This is a genomic window from Gluconobacter sp. OJB (genome assembly GCF_039638275.1).
Taxonomy (GTDB): domain Bacteria; phylum Pseudomonadota; class Alphaproteobacteria; order Acetobacterales; family Acetobacteraceae; genus Gluconobacter; species Gluconobacter cerevisiae.
Window position 1 is genome coordinate 293,621 of sequence record NZ_JBDIWH010000001.1, and the last position, 17,896, is coordinate 311,516.

Genomic DNA, 17,896 nt, shown 5'->3' on the forward strand with positions numbered 1-17,896 from the left:
TCCATGAAATCCCTCCTGTCCCTTCGCGAATGTCGCCAGACCTATCTCAAGGAAAGCAGTACGGATCTGGTCGTGCTGGATCACATCAGCTTCGATGTGAGAGCCGGAGAAATCCTCGGCCTTCTCGGACGTTCAGGATCCGGGAAATCCTCTTTGCTGCGGATCATGGCCGGACTCACGCCGCCGATGTCGGGAGAGGTGCTCTGGCAGGATGCGCCCGTGACCGGCCCGCTGGATGGCGTGGCGACTGTCTTTCAGTCCGGTGCGCTTTTTCCCTGGCTGACGCTGCGGCAGAACGTGGCTCTGGGTCTGGAAATGCGCCGTCTGCCCAAGGCAGAACGCGAAGCCATGACGGATTCTGCTATCGCGGTCATGGGGCTTGAAGGCTACGAAAACGCCTATCCGAAAGAACTGTCAGACGCCCTTAGCCAGCGCGTCTCCTTTGCCCGCGCACTGGCCCTTCAGCCGTCGCTGTTGCTGCTGGACGAGCCGTTTTCGGCGCTGGACATGCTGAGTGCGGAAAACCTCCGCACCGATCTGATCGAACTATGGGACGAAAAGCGCCTGCCCCTCAAGGCCATGCTTCTGGCGACGCATGGGATCGAAGAAGCCGTCCTGATGTGCGACCGCATTCTCATTTTCTCCTCCAGTCCCGGCCGCGTCACGCATGAAATTGCGGTGCCATTCCCCCATCCCCGCAATCGCGAGGACGAAGATTTCCGCCGCTTTGTGGACCAGATCTACACGCTCATGACCCGTCGTGCTCCGATCGTGTCTGAAGCGGAGCTGGTCCAGTCGCATTCAGGCTCCGGTGAGAGTCTGCCGCCCTTCTCCATTGTCCTCCCTGATCTCGCAGTGGAGGTTCTGGTTGGGCTGATGGAGGTTCTGCAAGGCGAGCAGCTGTCCGGCCGTGCGGATCTCCCCGAACTGGCGCAGCGGCTTCAGATGACGCTCGATGACCTGCTGCCGCTCGGAGAATCACTTCAGCTTCTGGATCTGGCAGAACTGGAAGATGGCGACATCCTGCTTACGCCCGATGGTCAGGCTTTCGTCGAAGGCGATTCCGACACGCGCAAAGACCTGATGCGGACCGCATTGCTCCATCACCTGCCCCTGCTCCGCTCCATCCGCGGCACGCTCGACGAGCGATCCAGTCATGTCGTGGATGCCGCACGTTTCCGCAAAGCGATGGAAGAGAGCATGTCACCCGATTACGCCCGCCAGACCCTCACCACAGCGATCGGCTGGGCACGCTATGCCGAACTCTTCGATTACGACGAAGAGTCCGACCGCTTCCATCTGGAAAACGAGGAGTAAACCTCAGGCACAGCAGACGCGCTTGTCCGCAATCGCCTGCGTGAAGGCTTTCCAGTCCTTTTCGCTCTGATCGGCGTAACGAACCGCAAAATCGGCAATGGCGGAGGCAAAGGACTGGCCCTTCCCCAGATAACCCGCCAGCAGAGAAAGATCGGCCGACCGGCCATGCGACCGCCCGAGCGTGCGCCCACATAACGCCGCATATTCGGGTAGAAGAGCGTTCTCGATTTTCTCGCCGATCATGGCCAGACGCACATCCTTGGTCTGACGGACATAGAAGTCCCGTCCCCCGCCAGCCTTGCGGCCCGTCTGGGACGTTGTGTGTTTGCCAGTAGTGTGGGTCCAGCCCAGAAATGTGTCCGAACTGGCCTGCATGATCCGCTGTCCCGTCACGACGCGCTCCCCGTGATTGGGAAGGTCCACTGCGCCCTGAAAGGGCTCAAGCACGGATGTCTGGGCTTCCTTGATCTGAAGGATCAGCGGTTCATGATCCGCTGTGGTGAACAGCCCGAGCGCACAGAATGTCCCGACGCTGCCAATCCCCACAACCTTGAACAGCACGTCCTGCAATGCATAGCGTTCCAGCACGATCCTGCGCTCGGGCGGCAGATCGCTGACATAGCGCGCAAAGGCGCCACGGACGATATTGTTATGCTGCGGCAGGCGCGTGACGAAGGGCGGGTGCTCCTTCAAGCGCACCGAGGACTTGGGGTCGATCATCCCGAAATGACCGGAAATAGCCCCAAGTTGTGACTGGATTTTCTCCATCATGCCCGTGCGCGTCGTATTGTCCTTGATGCTGTCTATGACGGCCCGCAGATCAATCCGCACATTCCAGGCCTGAAGCGGCGTCAATTCCGACAGGCGCGCAATTTCTTCGACATACTGCCGGACAGCGGAAACGGCCAGACGGCGACAGTGCTTTTCAGACAAGGACGCCTCGCGCCCGGCCAGCACAAGGCTGGTTGCCAGACGTTTGAGATCCCACTCGAATGTCGCCGGTGCCGTCTCGTCGAAATCATTGATATCGAAAACGGGCAGCCCTTCCGGAGATGGATAGCAGCCGAAATTATCGAGATGGCAGTCTCCGCAGGACTGAACGCGGATCCCGGTCGCGGGTGTGAAGGACAGGTCCGAGGCCATAATGGCCGCGGCACCACGCAGGAATGCGAAGGGCGACGCTTTCATGCGCTGATGGCGGATGGGAAGCAGGTCCGCAATCCGGCTCTTTCCCTGCTCCAGCAGAATTCCGATCGGATCGGGCCGTGTGGCTGGAGGCGTCCAGAGCGCGTGGCTGCTGCGCTTGACGGTTTTGCGGAGTGCCACGCCCGCTGCGTAGCGGGCCTGACGGGTACGGAGCGTGGGAAAGACGGGAGTTTCTGTCATGGTTTGTCACGTTATCCGAAAAATGTGCCATGACAAAGCACCCCGCGCCTGTCAGTCCGGCTGTTTGAGACGATCCCGATAGAGCTTGCGCGCCTTGGCAACCTTGGGCGCCACGACGGCTGCACAATAGGCGGTCTGCGGGTTGCGGGCGAAATAATCGTGATGCTTTTCCTCAGCGGGCCAGAAATGGGCCGGACCTTCAATGGAGGTGACGATCGGCTCCGGCCACAGACCCTCCGCAGTAATTTCATCCAGAACTTTTCTGGCCGTTTCCTGCTGGGCGGCATCGCCAAAAATAACGGACCGATACTGCGTACCGATATCGTTGCCCTGACGGTTGAGCTGTGTGGGATCGTGCGTCGTGAAGAACACGCGTAGTACGTCCTCCAACCCGATTTCAGCCGGATTGAACACGACTTTTACAACTTCGGCATGTCCCGTCCGGCCTGTGCAGACGTCTTCATAGCTTGGGTTCTCAACACTGCCGCCAGCGTAGCCCGGCTCAGCCGAAATAATGCCGCGCAGGCCCGTAAAGACGGCCTCGACGCACCAGAAGCAGCCTGCGCCAAGGAGAATGGAGGACAGGTTGGAAGACGGGGTCGTCATGATGATGCTCCGTTAAAAGGACAGCCTCCCCATATGGGGAGGCCGAACCTGTCTGACGAGTTTGCTCAATGAATTACGGTGCTGCCGTGACGACCGGGAGCCACACGGCACTGGCATGATCGCCGCCCCGATGGATGGTCTGCGTGGCCGCACGGTAATCCGGTGCCTTGGCGTCGAAGATGTTCGGCACGAAGGTCTGGGGATTGCGGTCATAGAGCGGGAACCAGCTCGACTGGATCTGGATCATGATCCGGTGCCCCTTGAGAAACACATGGTTCATGGCCGGAAGTGTGAAGTGGTATTCCTGCACCTGCCCCGCCGGAATAGCGGAAGGATGGGCAAAATTCTGCCGATAGCGACCCCGGAAAATATCCATCGACATCGGCAGCTCATATCCCCCCATCTTGGGGTTGTCCGGCGTATGACCGGGCTGAACGTCGATGATTTTCACGACCCAGTCTGCATCCGTCCCGGTGGTCGACGCGAACAGATCCGCCGTTGGCACGCCCGACACCCGAACCGGCGCGTCAAGAACAGGCGTCTCGTAGGTCAGGACATCCGGGCGGCTTTCGGCAAAGCGCTGATCCGACACAAGCCAGGGCTTCCAGCGCGGATCTCCGTCCATCATGTAGGGACGCTCGACAAACGGCACCGGATGCGCCGGATCGGCCACATAGCTGTCCGTTCCGGGCAGCGTCCGCTTGAACGCAAGACCATGATCCGGCTGGAGATACAGACGCTCACCCTTCTGCATGCAGGACGTGCCGCAGTCGTTCAGCCAGTTGCGGAAGTGATCCCAGTGGTTCTCGCCGGTATTGTAAATGATGGCTTCGTCCAGATGCGGATCGGGCGCGTTCTTCAGGTAATGATCAAAGAACGGACGCATGACATTGGCACGATACCACAGCGCCGTATCGCCATTGAAATGCAGCGGACCAAGCGTGGAACCATCATAGTTCACGCCGCTATGGCGCCACGGCCCCATGACGAGAATGTTCGGAACCTGCGTGTGGTGCGCCTTGAGGTTCATCCAGGAATGGATCGCCCCCCACATGTCTTCCTGATCCCACAGCCCCTGCTCCCAGATGGTCGGAACCTTGAGCGGCTTTTTCACGATCAACTGATCCAGCGCCTGATCCTGCCAGAAAGCATCATAAGCCGGATGCGCTTTCATGCGGCGCCACCAGGGAAACTGGTCCAGCCCGGCTTTCGTCGCGAAATTGCCGGTGGAAACATCCGCAAGGAGCGTCGTGTAGTCGTCCTCGTCAGGGCGGTCGATCGAAACGCCAGAGCCCGCGGCCGCCATCTGCCCTGCAAAATAATCCAGACTGGGCTGGCGGAATGCGCCGTAATGGAACCAGTCATCGCCCATCCAGCCATCAACCATCGGGCTTTCCGGAGAGGCAACCTTCAGGGCCGGATGAGGGTCCAGCAGCGCCATGACGACCGTCCAGCCCTCATAGGACGATCCGGTCATGCCGACGCGGCCATTCCCCTGCGGCACGTTCTTGACCAGCCAGTCGACCGTATCCCACGCGTCGGTCGTATCATCCGTTTTCGTCGGGTTCAGCGGACCGATGGGCGGCCGCGTCATGATGTAATCACCCTGTGAGCCGTATTTGCCCCGGATATCCTGAAAAACGCGGATATATCCACCATCCACAAACACGTCGTCTCCCTGGGGCAGGAGTTCGCGCATGGTGCGTATATCGGAATCCCGCCCAGCACGCTTGCTGGCATTATAAGGCGTACGAGTCAGCAGTATCGGAGCGTTTTTGGCGTCTTTGGGAATGACGATGACGGTATGGAGCTTGATACCGTCGCGCATCGGAATCATGACGTCGCGTTTGATGTAGTCACGCTCGATTGCAGGCATGTTCAAATGGGCAGGAATATCGCTGCCGGTCTGGATCATGTCGGGCGTGACTGGCAGGCTGGAAGTGGGTTCGGCAGCTTGTGCTGCACACAGGCAGGTTGCAGCCAGAGCTGTACCGAGGCTCAGAAAATGACGTCTCACAAAAGGCTCCTGATCTTTGTTGCGAGTTTGGACCGGACGGAGACTTTCGGGCAAGAGGAGCACCCCCCGGTTTTCATATCTTTCCTGCACTGGCTTCTGTGCGTCTGATTCGCTATGGATCAGGGCCTTCTTCCGTCATGAAAGTCTGCTCCATGCCCGCCTATCGCTCCCGCACCACCACTCACGGTCGCAACATGGCTGGCGCCCGTGCGCTCTGGCGGGCGACGGGCATGAAGGATGGCGATTTCGGCAAGCCCATTATCGCCATAGCCAATTCCTTTACGCAGTTCGTCCCCGGCCATGTCCATCTGAAAGACATGGGCAGTCTGGTGGCATCCGCGATCGAGGAAGTGGGCGGAATTGCCAAGGAATTCAACACGATCGCAGTCGACGATGGCATCGCGATGGGTCATGGCGGAATGCTGTATTCCCTGCCTTCGCGCGAATTGATCGCGGATTCCGTGGAATACATGGTCAACGCCCATTGCGCAGATGCCATCGTCTGCATCAGCAACTGTGACAAGATCACGCCGGGCATGCTGATGGCGTCCATGCGCCTGAACATCCCCGTCGTGTTCGTCTCCGGTGGCCCGATGGAAGCGGGAAAGATCAACGGCCCAGGTGTGACGCGCAAGCTGGACCTTGTTGACTCAATGGTCGCGGCTGCCGATCCATCAGTCTCCGACAGCGAGTCAGAACAGATCGAACGCTCCGCCTGCCCCACCTGCGGCTCCTGTTCGGGCATGTTCACCGCCAATTCCATGAACTGTCTGACCGAAGCGCTGGGCCTGTCCCTTCCCGGAAATGGCTCGCTTCTCGCCACACACAGCGACCGTCGCGAGCTGTTCCTGAGCGCTGGCCGTCTGGTCGTGGAACTGGCACGTCGCTGGTACGAACAGGACGACGCCTCCGCCCTGCCCCGCAGCATCGCAACCCGCGCTGCTTTCGAGAACGCCATGACGCTCGATATCGCCATGGGCGGTTCGACCAACACGGTCCTGCATCTTCTGGCTGCTGCCAGCGAAGGGGGCGTTGACTTCCACATGCACGACATCGACCGCCTGTCGCGCGGTGTGCCCAATCTGTGCAAGGTCGCCCCCGCCAAGAACGACGTGCACATGGAAGACGTGCATCGTGCAGGTGGTATCCCGGCCATTCTGGGGGAGCTGAATCGTGCGGGTCTGATCGACACAAGCGTCCCGACCGTCCACGCGCCCACGCTCGGCGATGCGCTGAAAAAATGGGATATTCTGAACGGAGATGCGGAAGCCGCCCATCTGTTCAAGGCTGCTCCCGGCAATGTCCGCACCGTCCACGCTTTCTCGCAATCCAGCCGCTATCACGAACTGGATCAGGACCGCGAAGCCGGTGTCCTGCGTGACAAGGAACATGCCTTCTCGCAGGATGGCGGTCTGGCCGTGCTGTACGGTAACCTCGCGGAAGACGGTGCCATCGTCAAAACAGCCGGTGTCGAAACCAGCATCCTGACTTTCACGGGAACAGCGCGCGTCTTCGAAAGTCAGGACGATGCCGTGGCGGCCATTCTCGGCAACCGCATCGTGGCCGGAGATGTCGTGGTTATCCGCTACGAAGGCCCCAAGGGCGGACCTGGCATGCAGGAAATGCTGTATCCGACCAGCTATCTGAAGTCCAAAGGTCTGGGCAAAGTCTGCGCGCTCATCACGGATGGCCGCTTCTCCGGCGGAAGCTCGGGCCTGTCTATCGGCCACATGTCCCCGGAAGCTGCCGAAGGTGGCCTGATCGGACTGGTCGAAGACGGCGATCGCATCGAGATCGATATCCCCAACCGTGGCCTGCATCTCGCTGTTGCAGATGCCGATATCGCCGATCGGCGGGAGCGAATGAACGCGCGTGGCGCAAATGCGTGGAAGCCCGATCGCGAGCGCGTCGTTTCAAAAGCCCTTCAGGCCTATGCTGCCATGACCACGAGTGCAGCGCATGGCGCCGTCCGCGATTTATCTCAGATCATCGTGAAGACGCGGACCTGATTGCAGTCTCAACGGCGTCCTGCAACTCCGCGGACGCCAGCATCTTGGATGCAACATGACCCGTCGCCGGTACGAGCGTAATCGTCCAGCCAAAGGGAACATTGAGCCTCTCAGCCTGTTCGCGGCCTTGGGCATAAGCCCATTGTCCGCGTTCAAGATGGTTTCGGCCCTGCCCCGCAGCGTCGGGAACGCGCTCTCCCGGTAGCGAAGGTGTGGTATCCTCTGCACCCAAAATAATTGCGATATTCCGTGAGAGATAGCGTTTGAGGTCCGGAAGACTGGCCGGTTCAGGCCAGTTATGAAATCCGTACGGAACGGGCGTCTCCGTCTCCGGTTCGACATAGGTGGCAGGATTCATGATGACCGTCATGACCTCCTCGCCAGGCACATACGCTTCGACCCGCTCCAGATATTGTGCCCCTGCGGAATGTCCTATCAGAATAATCGGAAGATGCGGTTCCTCGGCAACGCTGCGAGCCCACTGCTCCAGCGGTTTCATGTACAGGGAAGCTGGAGCCGCCCTCTGTGACAAAACCGGAAATCCTCCCCGCTGATATTGCTGGACGGGAAATCGCGATAAGGGAAAATTGGGCGCGAACACCAGACTGCATTCATGTCTGGCCAGCGGAATAGTGTTGTCGCGATACGTCGCGCTATCGCGCTCTTTACCTGCCAGCACAATCAGGATCGCCCTGATCGTGCAAGATGCGGGTTTGAAGACCGAAACATCAAGATGCTCGCCCGCTATGGCGGCATGCTCAAGGCTTCGCCCCTCCGGCAGTGGTCTCGCTGCGGCCATTCCCGCCATAACGGCAAGAATGACGGCACCAAGGCTGGCGGATGTTCTGAAGTCAGGCAAGGCGCCCCAGAGCCGCTTTGAGGCGAGCCAGATCGCTCTGGAATGACGTCAGACGGTCTCTGTTTTCTTCCACCACCTCCGGTTTGGCGCGGGCGATGAAGTCCGCATTGTCCAGCTTGCGTGTCACTTTGAGAATTTCGCCTTCGATCCGGGTCGCTTCCTTGGCGAGACGCGCCCGCTCCGCATCCAGATCAATCAGCCCCTCAAGCGGAATAAAAACAGTAGCCTCGTCGAGAACGATCTGCGCCGCATTACGGGGCGCATCCTCTCCCACAACTCCAACTTCCGAAACCCGTGCCATTCGGCCGATGGCTTCCGCCCATGTCTGCGCACGGCCCAGATTTTCCGCAGTCGCATCCCGCAGAAGTAACGGTGCTTTTTGTGATGGCGGGATGTTCATTTCCGAGCGTACGGTCCGCACATCACTGATCAGGCGAATAACCCAGTCCAGCTCCGAACGGGCTTCATCTGCCCGATCAACCTGCATGGGTTCCGGCCAGCGGCTCTCTTCGAAAGCCCCGGCATAGCCCAGTTCCTTCCACAGCGTGGCCGTCACGAACGGAATAACCGGCTGCATCAGGCGCAGGATCAGCCCGAGAACATGTGCGCTGACAGCCCGGAGTTCGATGGTTTCTGCGTTCTCCGCGGCAAAGACGGGTTTTGAGAATTCCACGAACCAGTCACAGAACCGGCTCCAGACGAAACGATAGCAGCAATTGGCATATTCATCGAAACGATAGGCTGAAAGCGCGCGCCCTGCTTCAGCCACCGCATCGTTGGCTTCCGTCAGGATCCAGCGCCCAAGCGCACTCTTGACGCTGGCCGGATCAAAGCCTTCTGTCGGTGTCGCCCCATTCATTTCAAGGAAGCGCGCAGCATTCCAGAGTTTTGTAATGAACGCGCGATGTTCCTCAACCCGCTTGCGCCCAAGCTTGATGTCCCGGCCCGGCCCTGTCCCCGCACAGATTGCAAGGCGCGTCGCATCCGCCCCGAATTCGGCAACGAGATCCAACGGGTCCAAGCCGTTACCCTTGGACTTGGACATTTTCTGTCCTTTTTCGTCCCGGACCAGCCCATGAATCAGGACAGTCCGAAACGGAACATCGTCCATGAAATGCAGCCCCATCATCATCATCCGGGCGACCCAGAAGAAAATGATGTCAAAGCCTGTGACGAGCACACTGGTCGGATAATAGCGCGCCAGTTCTTCCGTCTTGTCAGGCCAGCCGAGCGTGGTGAACGGCCAGAGCGCGGAACTGAACCAGGTGTCCAGAACGTCTTCATCCTGTGAGAGCGCCACGCCCTCACCGGCCTGAGCCTGAGCTTCCTGCTCATTTTCAGCAACGTAAACCTTACCGTCCGTGCCATACCACGCCGGGATGCGATGTCCCCACCAAAGCTGGCGGCTGATGCACCAGGGCTGGATGTCGCGCATCCAGGCATGGAATGTGTTTTCCCACTGGCGGGGTTCGAAAGCGATTTTCCCGCTTTCGACCGCTTCTACTGCAGGGCCAGAGAGCGTCTTCGCATCGCAGTACCACTGAAGCGTCAAGCGCGGCTCAACAATGGCGCCCCCACGTTCTGCATGGGGAACCTGCAGTTTGTGGGGTTCGACCTTTTCCAGCCATTCCAGCCGTTCAAGCTCGGCAACGACCTGTTTGCGGCCCTCTTCACGGCTCAGGCCGTGCAGGGTTTCGACAAATGCGAGCGAAGAGAGACCTTCGATATCCCGGAGTTCAGGGCGGATTTCTTCAATCCACAGACAGGCGGTTTCATCGAGAACTGTCGGGGTTGGCAGATTGTGACGCTTGCCGACTTCGAAATCGTTGAAGTCATGGGCGGGCGTGATCTTGACGGCACCCGTACCTTTTTCAGGATCCGAATGTAGATCAGCGACAACAGGGATGCGGCGACCTGTGAGTGGTAAAGTCACAATCTTGCCGATCATGTCGGCATAGCGTTCATCTTCGGGATGAACCGCGACCGCGACATCGCCGAGCATTGTTTCCGGGCGCGTCGTAGCGACAGTGATGGTCCGGCCGTCTTCCAGCGGATAGCGGATATACCACATGAACCCTTTGGTCTCGTGGTTCTCCACTTCCAGATCCGATATGGCAGAGCGGAATTTTGGATCCCAGTTGACCAGACGCCGGTCCCGATAGATCAGCCCTTCCTTGTAAAGGGTGACGAAAACCTTACGGACCGCGCGGGACAATCCATCGTCCATCGTGAAACGCTCGCGTTCCCAGTCCGCCGAGGCGCCGAGTTTGCGGAGCTGCTGGACGATGGTGCCGCCGTACTCATGCTTCCAGTCCCAGACGCGTTCGAGAAAGCCTTCGCGCCCCAGAGCTGTTCTGCTGGTGCCTTCCTTGTCCAAAGCACGTTCGACAACCATCTGCGTCGCAATGCCGGCATGGTCCGTTCCGGGCTGCCAGAGGACATTGAAGCCTTCCTGACGTTTCCAACGGATCAGCATGTCCTGAAGGACGAAGTTCAGTGAATGTCCGAGATGAAGCGTTCCCGTGACGTTTGGCGGGGGAAACATGATCGAAAAAGGCTCACCGGGTTTATCTGGGTGAGCCCGGAAAGCGCCGCTTTTCTCCCACGCATCGTAGAGGGCATTTTCATGGTCGGCGGGGACGAAGCTTTTTTCGAGCATGGTTATCCAGGACAGTCAGTACAGCAGGTGGAAGAATGCTCTTCCACCGTCCTTCTTACTCCCGCGGACGCAGACGGGCAATTTCTGCACGGACAAGAATTTCAACCAGCGACGGCAAGTGGGCGTCCAGCCACGTCCGGACCATGCTACGAACTTCGCTACGAACCATATCTTCGATCGTCAGGCCGCTTCCGCGACTGATGACTGTATCTGATGCCAGAGGAGTCGTGCCGCTGAATGCGGCATGAAGCTCATCAAGGGAGCGTTCCGCCGCTGCGACCGTCTGGGCGTTCATAAGATCATTCCGGTTCTGCTCGGTTTCTGTATGAACTGCAGTCGTCGCGTCTGCTGTTGCAGGAGTGGCCGTTGAAATGGGAACGGTCGTTACAGAAGGTGATGGAGACGCTACCATCATGGAACTGTCGAGTGTCAGTTCTTCTCCTTGGTGTGCGCTGTCCTGTGTGCCCTCAGATGCCGCCGCCGGAGTGGGATCTTCATGAAGAATGCGCCTAATGGAACCCAGAACGTCCGTCATGGCTTCGCCGTCGTGTTGTTCATGCGGGTTCAAATCAGAAGAAGTCATAGATTTCGGATATTCCATTTTGTTTGAAAATTATCGGCCAGGCTGATTGATGGCGTAGTCGTTCATACCCCACAGCTTATTCTTGACCGCGTTATAATAAGCTTTTTCATCATAAAGCGGGACACCCAGCTTGAGATCTACCGCTGTCAATCGGCCAATCGAGGCTGCAACCGCGTAGGAAGACGTGACAAGGTTCGAAAGGTGCTGAACAAGTGTTCTCTGGGATTGCAGCAGAGTTTGCTGTTGCTGGAGAACCGCGAGCGTAGTGCTTGTTCCGACAAGTGCCTGTCGTTCCACACCATCGAGTGCAATCACGTTTGCGGAAATGGCCATGCGATCACTGGAAATGGACTGTTTGTAAGCTACCATCTGCTGCCAGCTTGACGCTGCTTTCTGAAGGGCTGTTCTGCGCTGGACGTCGACTTCCCGATGGGCAGCCTGTGCATCCTGACGTGCTCCTCGGATTGCGGCGTATTCCGAACCTCCTTGATAAAGAGGAATGGAAAATTCGATTTCGCCGAATTTATTATCCTGAAGGGAGTTGCCGTATCCTTGATTGACGGAGTGCTGGTAGTTCAGACTTGCGGAGACCTTTGGCATGATCTGCGAAATCTGGACGGACACGTTGTCTTTGCGTTGAGCTTCAGCAAAAAGCGCGTTCACGACTTGAGGGTTGTTCTGCACGGCGATAGAAACGGCTTCCTGCTCACTGTGTACAGGAAGATTCAGCGGCTGAGGCGGCTCCAGATTTGGATAAGCTGCGATTCCGACGACTTGCAGATAGGTTGCCTGAGCGCTTTGGAGGGTTCCTTCGGCCTGTTGCCGTTCGGCAGTAGCGCTGGCGAGAGCTGCTTGTGCCTGTGCGACGTCGGTCCGGGTAATTTCACCAACGTGAAAACGTTCCTGGGTTGCCTCAACCTGTTGCTGCAGGACGTGTTCGTTGTTAATCGCGATCTGTAAGAGCTGTTCGTCTTCAATAATGCCGACATAGGCGTTGACAACACTGGTAAAGACGTCCTGCTCCGTCTGGATCAGATGGGCACGTTCTGCCATGATTTGGTTTGTTGCGGCGTGTACGCCAGCGACTGTTTTTCCGCCCTGATACAGCGGCTGGGTAATGGTGACGCTTCCCGTATATCCGGGCGTCTGATAGCGCCGAAAGCTGCCGAGATAGCCGCCGCTTGAAGCGTAATCTGTACTTCCATCATAATAAGTCAGATTCATGCCCGTCTGAACGGTCGGACGCCAGCCTGCAAGTGCGGTGGGAACCTGTTCATCTGTTGCTCGCAGATGGGCTCGTTCTTCCCGAAGCGTCGGATTGGTCAGATACGCTGTTGAGAGGGCTTCTTGCAGCGTGTGCGGAATGAAATTCGGTGAACCGCTGCCATCGTATTTTTGGGCAAGAGCAGTTCCACTCAGGAGAAGCGACAGCAGACCCAACCCAAAAGGAGTCGTCAGTTTCGTCGCGCTATTGCACCCTGAAGTCATGAGATTTCCTGCTCTTGAAGTCTGCACTATATCACAGTGTTATGTGAATCAGTTCTTAATAGCCTGTTCGGGAGCAGAAGAAAAATCCTTCTGAAGATCAATTATCGGTCTTGACCCTTCGGGCGCTAAGAGAGATATAGCGCTTGTCTCCGTCGAGGTCCGGTGGCAGAATGGTGATGTAGCGGACTGCAAATCCGCGTATGTGGGTTCGATTCCCGCCCGGACCTCCAGAGACAATTTTACAAAATTACGGATTTGGTTTTGCGGCCTGAAAATACGGCCACATCCTGTTCCGTCAGTCTCTCTGGATCGACTGATCAGATATATTTCCATCTTCGCTATCATTTATGCTCGATGATCGCTGCGATCTGATGCGTTATCCGCTTCGTCTTTGCTGGTTTTATGAGTGTTGTTTTGTGCAGACCATGCATTGAGAATGTGGACTATAAACCCAGAAGCCAGTCCTCCATCAGATTGTTTGGTGAATGATGACAATTACCTCTAATCAAGTCCTTTTCTCTTCTGCTATTTCCGAAATCGGACGTTATAGGTGGGGTTTGCTTGGATGGTTTTCCATCGCTTCGTCGAAGTGCGGAATTAAAAAAATAACGAGACTTTCCTTTGTTAGGAAGCCAATTGCGTTGAACGCTATCTGGGAATTGGTCAAGATTTTCGTGAGATAATATCATCCATTTAAAAATCTATTGCATTCACCCAATAATATAGCTATTGTAAAATCGGATCTAAGTAAATTTTAAATTAAATCTCCATCCAATAACCAGAAAAATTTACTTTGGTGATGCCCGCAATATAGAAAAAGTAATTTTGATAATTTTGCTTATGGTGAGGCATTAGACCCGCCCTTTTTCAAAACTTTCTCTACCAAAGCCGCCCCAACCGGGCGGCTTTTTTTATGGAAAATCCCCCATGCATGACACTGCCATCGTTCTGGCCACGGCGTTGCTGCGGCGGCCGGGGTTCGAGGGCTTTTGCGCGGCGCCCTATGTTTGCCCGGCCGGATACTGGACGATCGGGTATGGCAGCCGGTGGCTGGCCGACGGACAGCCCGTCACGGAACGCACCGCCCCCATCAATCAGGCAGATGCTGGCAGCCTCCTGCTCCAGACCGTAACGGCGCTCGATGTGGTGCTGTCCCGTCTGGTCCGGGTGGCGCTGTCGGACGTCCAGCGCGCGGCCCTGCTGTCCTGGCAATACAATGTCGGGACCGCTGCCGTCGCAGGCTCGACCCTGCTACGCAAGCTGAATGCCTCAGATTATGCCGGCGCGGCCGATGAACTGCTGCGCTGGGACAAGGCCACCGTGCGTGGCCAGTTGCTCGAACTGCCCGGCCTGAAGACCCGCCGCGCGCATGAGCGCGCGCTCTTTCTTGGACTCCCTTCTCCCCTGACACTGAAAAACAGGATCGTCTGATGGTTCAGAATTTCACGCCACCCTGGAAGTCTGTGATCGACACGGGAATCCTGGCCGATCTGGTCAAGTCGACACAGGTCGCCGCAGCCCTTGGCAACAAGGTGGATGCAGATGGGGGCCAGTCGATCCACCAGTCGATCCAGTCAGGCACGATCGATGCGGCCAGCACGCTCGACGGGGCAAGTGTTGCGGACGTGCTGGCTTCCAGCATCCGGGCCAGTGTGGCCTCGATCGCGGAGTTTCTGGCGCTCAGGACATCGCCGGCTGCGGTCATGCTGACGTCCTGGGACGGCACGGATCTGAGGCGCGGCGCAGCAGGCCTCTTCATCCGGTCTGCGGGGGCTGGTGCGTCGGATTTCGGGACCGTTATCGTGACGGCTGGCGGGACCACGTATCGCCGCGTCTATCAGGGCGGGCTCAATCCGCAATGGTTCGGTGCCGTCGGTGACGGGAACAGTCACAGACTGTCTGGCTATTTTTCGACGCTGGCCGAGGCGCAGGCAGTCTTTCCGATCGCCTACAGCCTGGATCAGGAGTTCGATTTCGTCGCCATCCAGACCGTCTGCAATTCGGGCCAGGGCATCAGCTCGCCTGCGCTGCATTACATCATGTGCAATGACGCGGTTGCGCTGGACGACAATCCTCTGATCTGGATTTCGGGGACGTCCTTCGGGGATTTCACGAACTCCATCCTGGATTTTACGGCGCTGAAGGCCGTGAACACGGTCGTGGAGTATGTTGACGATCCCACGTTCGCGACCGGCAATGCCAGCGGCGCGTTCGTCAATGCGTCGATCTATTCCCCTGCCCAGATCACGGATGTCGTCTTCGAGAAGGGTATGGCGGTCTATACCGATCCACCGAACGCAACCCAGATCACGGGGTCCGTCTCGGGCGGCGTCCTGACCGTGACGGCTATGACGGGCAACCCTGACATCAAGATCGGGGACCCGCTGTATGATTCGCAGTGGAAACTCGGCACGCAGACCACGATCACGGGCTTCGGCACCGGGACGGGTCGCACCGGGACCTACACCCTGTCCAACACCACCGCGACGATTGCCGCCTCTGACAACAACAACATGTCCACGGCAACCGGGCACTGGAACCAGTTCGGGCAGAAGCTGACGCTCCCCAAGGGGGCATATACGTTCGAGATCGAGTATTCCTGCACGCTCGGCGGGTCGTATGCCATGCTGAACAGTCAGCCGGGCAGCATCGGTCTGGGCATCAACAGCGGCAGCCCCGGATCGGGACAGTCCAGCTGGGTCATGCAGGGGCCGAGCGTCATCATAGCCAATCTGTCTGACGTCCCGGTGACAGGCTCGATTTCCGTGCCGCTGTATGTCCCCGAAGACAGTACGCAGTTCGTGGTCGTGTCCGTGTCGGGGTATGTAAACGCCACATTCACCCGGTTCTCGGTGACAAAGCTGAACCGGAATACGGCCGTTCTCTCCACACGGGACGGGTCCACCTCACACTATCCGCTGGGGCTGCTGACCAAGGGGTTCGCCATCAACGGTCCGGGAAGAAATTCAGGCATCACCGGTATCTGGTACAATTCGTATGAAAACATAGATGGGACCGTCCAGAGTTTTCAGACAGGCAGCGTCAATTCATTCGGCATTGGCATCAACTACGGCAGCGGCGCGTATCTGTCAGAATACTGGGACTTTTCAGTCGGGGACTGCGGGATCTGTGTGCAGTTCCTGTTGGGCAGTATCAACGCCGGTGAAAACTACAGATGGTACGGCGGAAGTCTGGGGAACTCTGCCTGCATCATCAATAATCCGGGCGGCGGTGAATTTACCTTCTACGGCACGTCGCTGGATTATTCGGACCAGTGCATCATCAATAATACCGGACGCATCGAGACCCATGGCTGCCACATGGAAATGATGGGGCCATCTGCGTACGACAAGCCGCTTTATCACTGCAAAGGCAGCGGTGCGATCATATGCCACGGCGGCATGTTCCTTGGGGCAGGCAATCACGCGGACTTCCCCGGCCCGCCGGTTTTTCTCGAAACCAACATGTCCCAGATGATTTTCCATGAGACGCAGCTTTACAATCTGACCTGTACGGACGGCAGGGCTTTGCGTGGGCCGGGGCAGCTTAAGATCCGGACGTCTGACAACACGGGCAACGCCAATGTCGGGACCTATAACAACTGGACCTCTGATCCGCTGGGTCTGGCCGGGTTCTTCATTCCGCAATCAAAAAGCGTTCTGGCGCTGAATGGAGGCGTCGGGCTGACGGGCGGTCTTTATTCCGAGAATGTTGCGGGCATCGACCAATGGACGTCCCAGGGGGCCAGCGCCGCACTGTCGACGGACTACATGTTCAACGGCTATCCGGCGTCCCTGAAGGTTCAGACGCAGGGGCAGAGCCGGAACGACAGGATCGTCATCTGCGTCCCGATTGAAAAGTACCAGTCCGGAAACATCACGCTCAACGTCCTGTTCCCTTACGACCTGTCGGCGGGAGCCGTTTCAGCCAATGACGTTATGCCCACAGACGAGGCGGATCTGGCGGTTCTATATTTCCGCACATTCTTTGTGCAGGTGATCGGGTCGGACCAGTTCGGGAGGGCCACTTTTGGTGGGGCCAATCTGTTCTGCGGAGAGGACGATATCCACGTTCCGAAAGCCGGTTATACCAAATGGCTCTCTCATGGGACGTCACCAGGATATCTGGGCATCCCCATAAGCCCCGATCCGCTTTCTCCGGACGCGACAGGAGCCGGTGCGCCTGCATTTGCCACGCATATCGCGCTGATCCTGGACACGGAATCCCTTCCGAAATGCACTTTCTATATCGGCGCTGTAACCGCCAATCTGTATTGAGGACGCCAAGGATGAGACGGGTTCTTTTTTCTCTTGCTGCTCTGGTGGCTCTCATGGGGGCTGGCGACTGTTTCGCTGACACCAGCGCACACGCCATTGCCCAGTGGGATCTTTATGATCCCACCCTGTACGGGACCGTCAACGGCAATGTCACCTTCAGCGGCGTGGTGCTGTTTCCGGATCCGGGGGCCGGGAATAATTCCCGGCAGGTGGCGACAACGGCATGGGTCAATGCGGCCATTGCCGCCAACGGATCAGGCGGTGGATCAGGCAGCGGATCCTCGGGGACGTTCTGCTCCACGACCGGGTGCACGTTTGAAGCGAATGGTGGGGCTGTAACGATTACGCCCTGGAATTATCAGGGTTATAACGCGCTTGCCCTGGACGGGATGCTCACCATGAACAACGGCAATGGAATAAACATCGGGTTCGGCTATCTGGATGACGGGAACGGCGCAAACCCGGTGTTCAATCTGAAAAATGCTGGCCTGAGCATGGACGGAGCTTTGACGGTTCGCCGGCAGGAAACGCCTGCCAGTTCGTCAGCAGCCTGCACCGCAGGACGGTTCTATTTTGACGCAGATTATATGTATTACTGCATTGCGAGCGGCAAAATAGGCCGTCTGTCCTGGCAGACCGGCTGGTAAAACAGTCTGCCAACACACTGAACATCTCATATTGAAATGGAAAACTGA

Annotated in this window: 12 protein-coding genes and 1 tRNA gene; 6 read left to right on the forward strand and 7 right to left on the reverse strand. The window is 57.7% G+C overall.

Going from position 1 to position 17,896, the window contains the following annotated elements; all coding sequences use genetic code 11:
- Nucleotides 1–3 precede the first annotated feature (3 nt).
- Nucleotides 4–1,317 (forward strand): nitrate/sulfonate/bicarbonate ABC transporter ATP-binding protein, encoded by a 1,314-nt coding sequence (locus tag ABDK74_RS01355; RefSeq protein WP_346002404.1) that lies wholly within the window; start codon nucleotides 4–6, stop codon nucleotides 1,315–1,317.
- A gap of 3 nt (nucleotides 1,318–1,320) precedes the next feature.
- Here the strand turns inward: ABDK74_RS01355 and ABDK74_RS01360 are convergent, their stop codons facing one another.
- The 3 genes from ABDK74_RS01360 to ABDK74_RS01370 form a co-directional block, all read right to left on the reverse strand.
- On the reverse strand, nucleotides 1,321–2,703 hold the full coding sequence (locus ABDK74_RS01360; protein WP_346002405.1) for a DUF2252 domain-containing protein: 1,383 nt from the start codon (nucleotides 2,701–2,703) through the stop codon (nucleotides 1,321–1,323).
- 51 nt (nucleotides 2,704–2,754) lie between these two features.
- Nucleotides 2,755–3,309, reverse strand: coding sequence for a peptide-methionine (S)-S-oxide reductase MsrA (gene msrA, locus ABDK74_RS01365; RefSeq protein WP_346002406.1), 555 nt, complete (start codon nucleotides 3,307–3,309; stop codon nucleotides 2,755–2,757).
- Nucleotides 3,310–3,382: 73 nt separating this feature from the next.
- Entirely contained in the window at nucleotides 3,383–5,326 is a 1,944-nt protein-coding gene (locus ABDK74_RS01370; RefSeq protein WP_346002407.1) for a CocE/NonD family hydrolase, read from the reverse strand.
- Nucleotides 5,327–5,478: 152 nt separating this feature from the next.
- On the opposite strand from ABDK74_RS01370, the gene ilvD reads away from it, so the two are divergent.
- Nucleotides 5,479–7,335 carry a dihydroxy-acid dehydratase gene (gene ilvD / locus ABDK74_RS01375; protein WP_346004128.1) on the forward strand — a complete coding sequence of 619 codons (1,857 nt, stop codon included), beginning with the start codon at nucleotides 5,479–5,481 and terminating at the stop codon, nucleotides 7,333–7,335.
- Here ilvD and ABDK74_RS01380 read toward each other — a convergent pair.
- The 4 genes from ABDK74_RS01380 to ABDK74_RS01395 are packed head-to-tail and all read right to left on the reverse strand — an operon-like array spanning nucleotide 7,313 to nucleotide 12,924.
- Nucleotides 7,313–8,194: a hypothetical protein gene (locus ABDK74_RS01380; protein ID WP_346002408.1), complete on the reverse strand. Its 882-nt coding sequence runs from the start codon at nucleotides 8,192–8,194 to the stop codon at nucleotides 7,313–7,315. The two genes, ilvD and ABDK74_RS01380, sit on opposite strands and share 23 nt — an antisense overlap.
- Complete coding sequence (locus ABDK74_RS01385; protein WP_346002409.1) at nucleotides 8,187–10,853, reverse strand: valine--tRNA ligase; 2,667 nt, start codon at nucleotides 10,851–10,853, stop codon at nucleotides 8,187–8,189. The genes ABDK74_RS01380 and ABDK74_RS01385 overlap by 8 nt, the downstream gene beginning before the upstream one ends.
- A 55-nt stretch (nucleotides 10,854–10,908) precedes the next feature.
- Complete coding sequence (locus ABDK74_RS01390) at nucleotides 10,909–11,436, reverse strand: DUF2497 domain-containing protein (protein WP_346002410.1); 528 nt, start codon at nucleotides 11,434–11,436, stop codon at nucleotides 10,909–10,911.
- Nucleotides 11,437–11,466: 30 nt separating this feature from the next.
- Nucleotides 11,467–12,924, reverse strand: a complete 1,458-nt coding sequence (locus ABDK74_RS01395; RefSeq protein WP_346002411.1) for a TolC family outer membrane protein — start codon at nucleotides 12,922–12,924, stop codon at nucleotides 11,467–11,469.
- A 156-nt stretch (nucleotides 12,925–13,080) separates the two neighbouring features.
- Between ABDK74_RS01395 and ABDK74_RS01400 the strand changes: the two genes are divergently transcribed.
- The 4 genes from ABDK74_RS01400 (at nucleotide 13,081) to ABDK74_RS01415 (ending at nucleotide 17,848) form a co-directional block, all read left to right on the forward strand.
- Nucleotides 13,081–13,154: transfer RNA gene (locus tag ABDK74_RS01400), tRNA-Cys, on the forward strand.
- 697 nt (nucleotides 13,155–13,851) lie between these two features.
- On the forward strand, nucleotides 13,852–14,355 hold the full coding sequence (locus ABDK74_RS01405) for a lysozyme (protein ID WP_346002412.1): 504 nt from the start codon (nucleotides 13,852–13,854) through the stop codon (nucleotides 14,353–14,355).
- Nucleotides 14,355–17,201 carry a hypothetical protein gene (locus ABDK74_RS01410; RefSeq protein WP_346002413.1) on the forward strand — a complete coding sequence of 949 codons (2,847 nt, stop codon included), beginning with the start codon at nucleotides 14,355–14,357 and terminating at the stop codon, nucleotides 17,199–17,201. The genes ABDK74_RS01405 and ABDK74_RS01410 overlap by 1 nt, the downstream gene beginning before the upstream one ends.
- 11 nt (nucleotides 17,202–17,212) lie before the next feature.
- Entirely contained in the window at nucleotides 17,213–17,848 is a 636-nt protein-coding gene (locus tag ABDK74_RS01415) for a hypothetical protein (RefSeq protein ID WP_346002414.1), read from the forward strand.
- The last annotated feature ends 48 nt before the right edge of the window (nucleotides 17,849–17,896 follow it).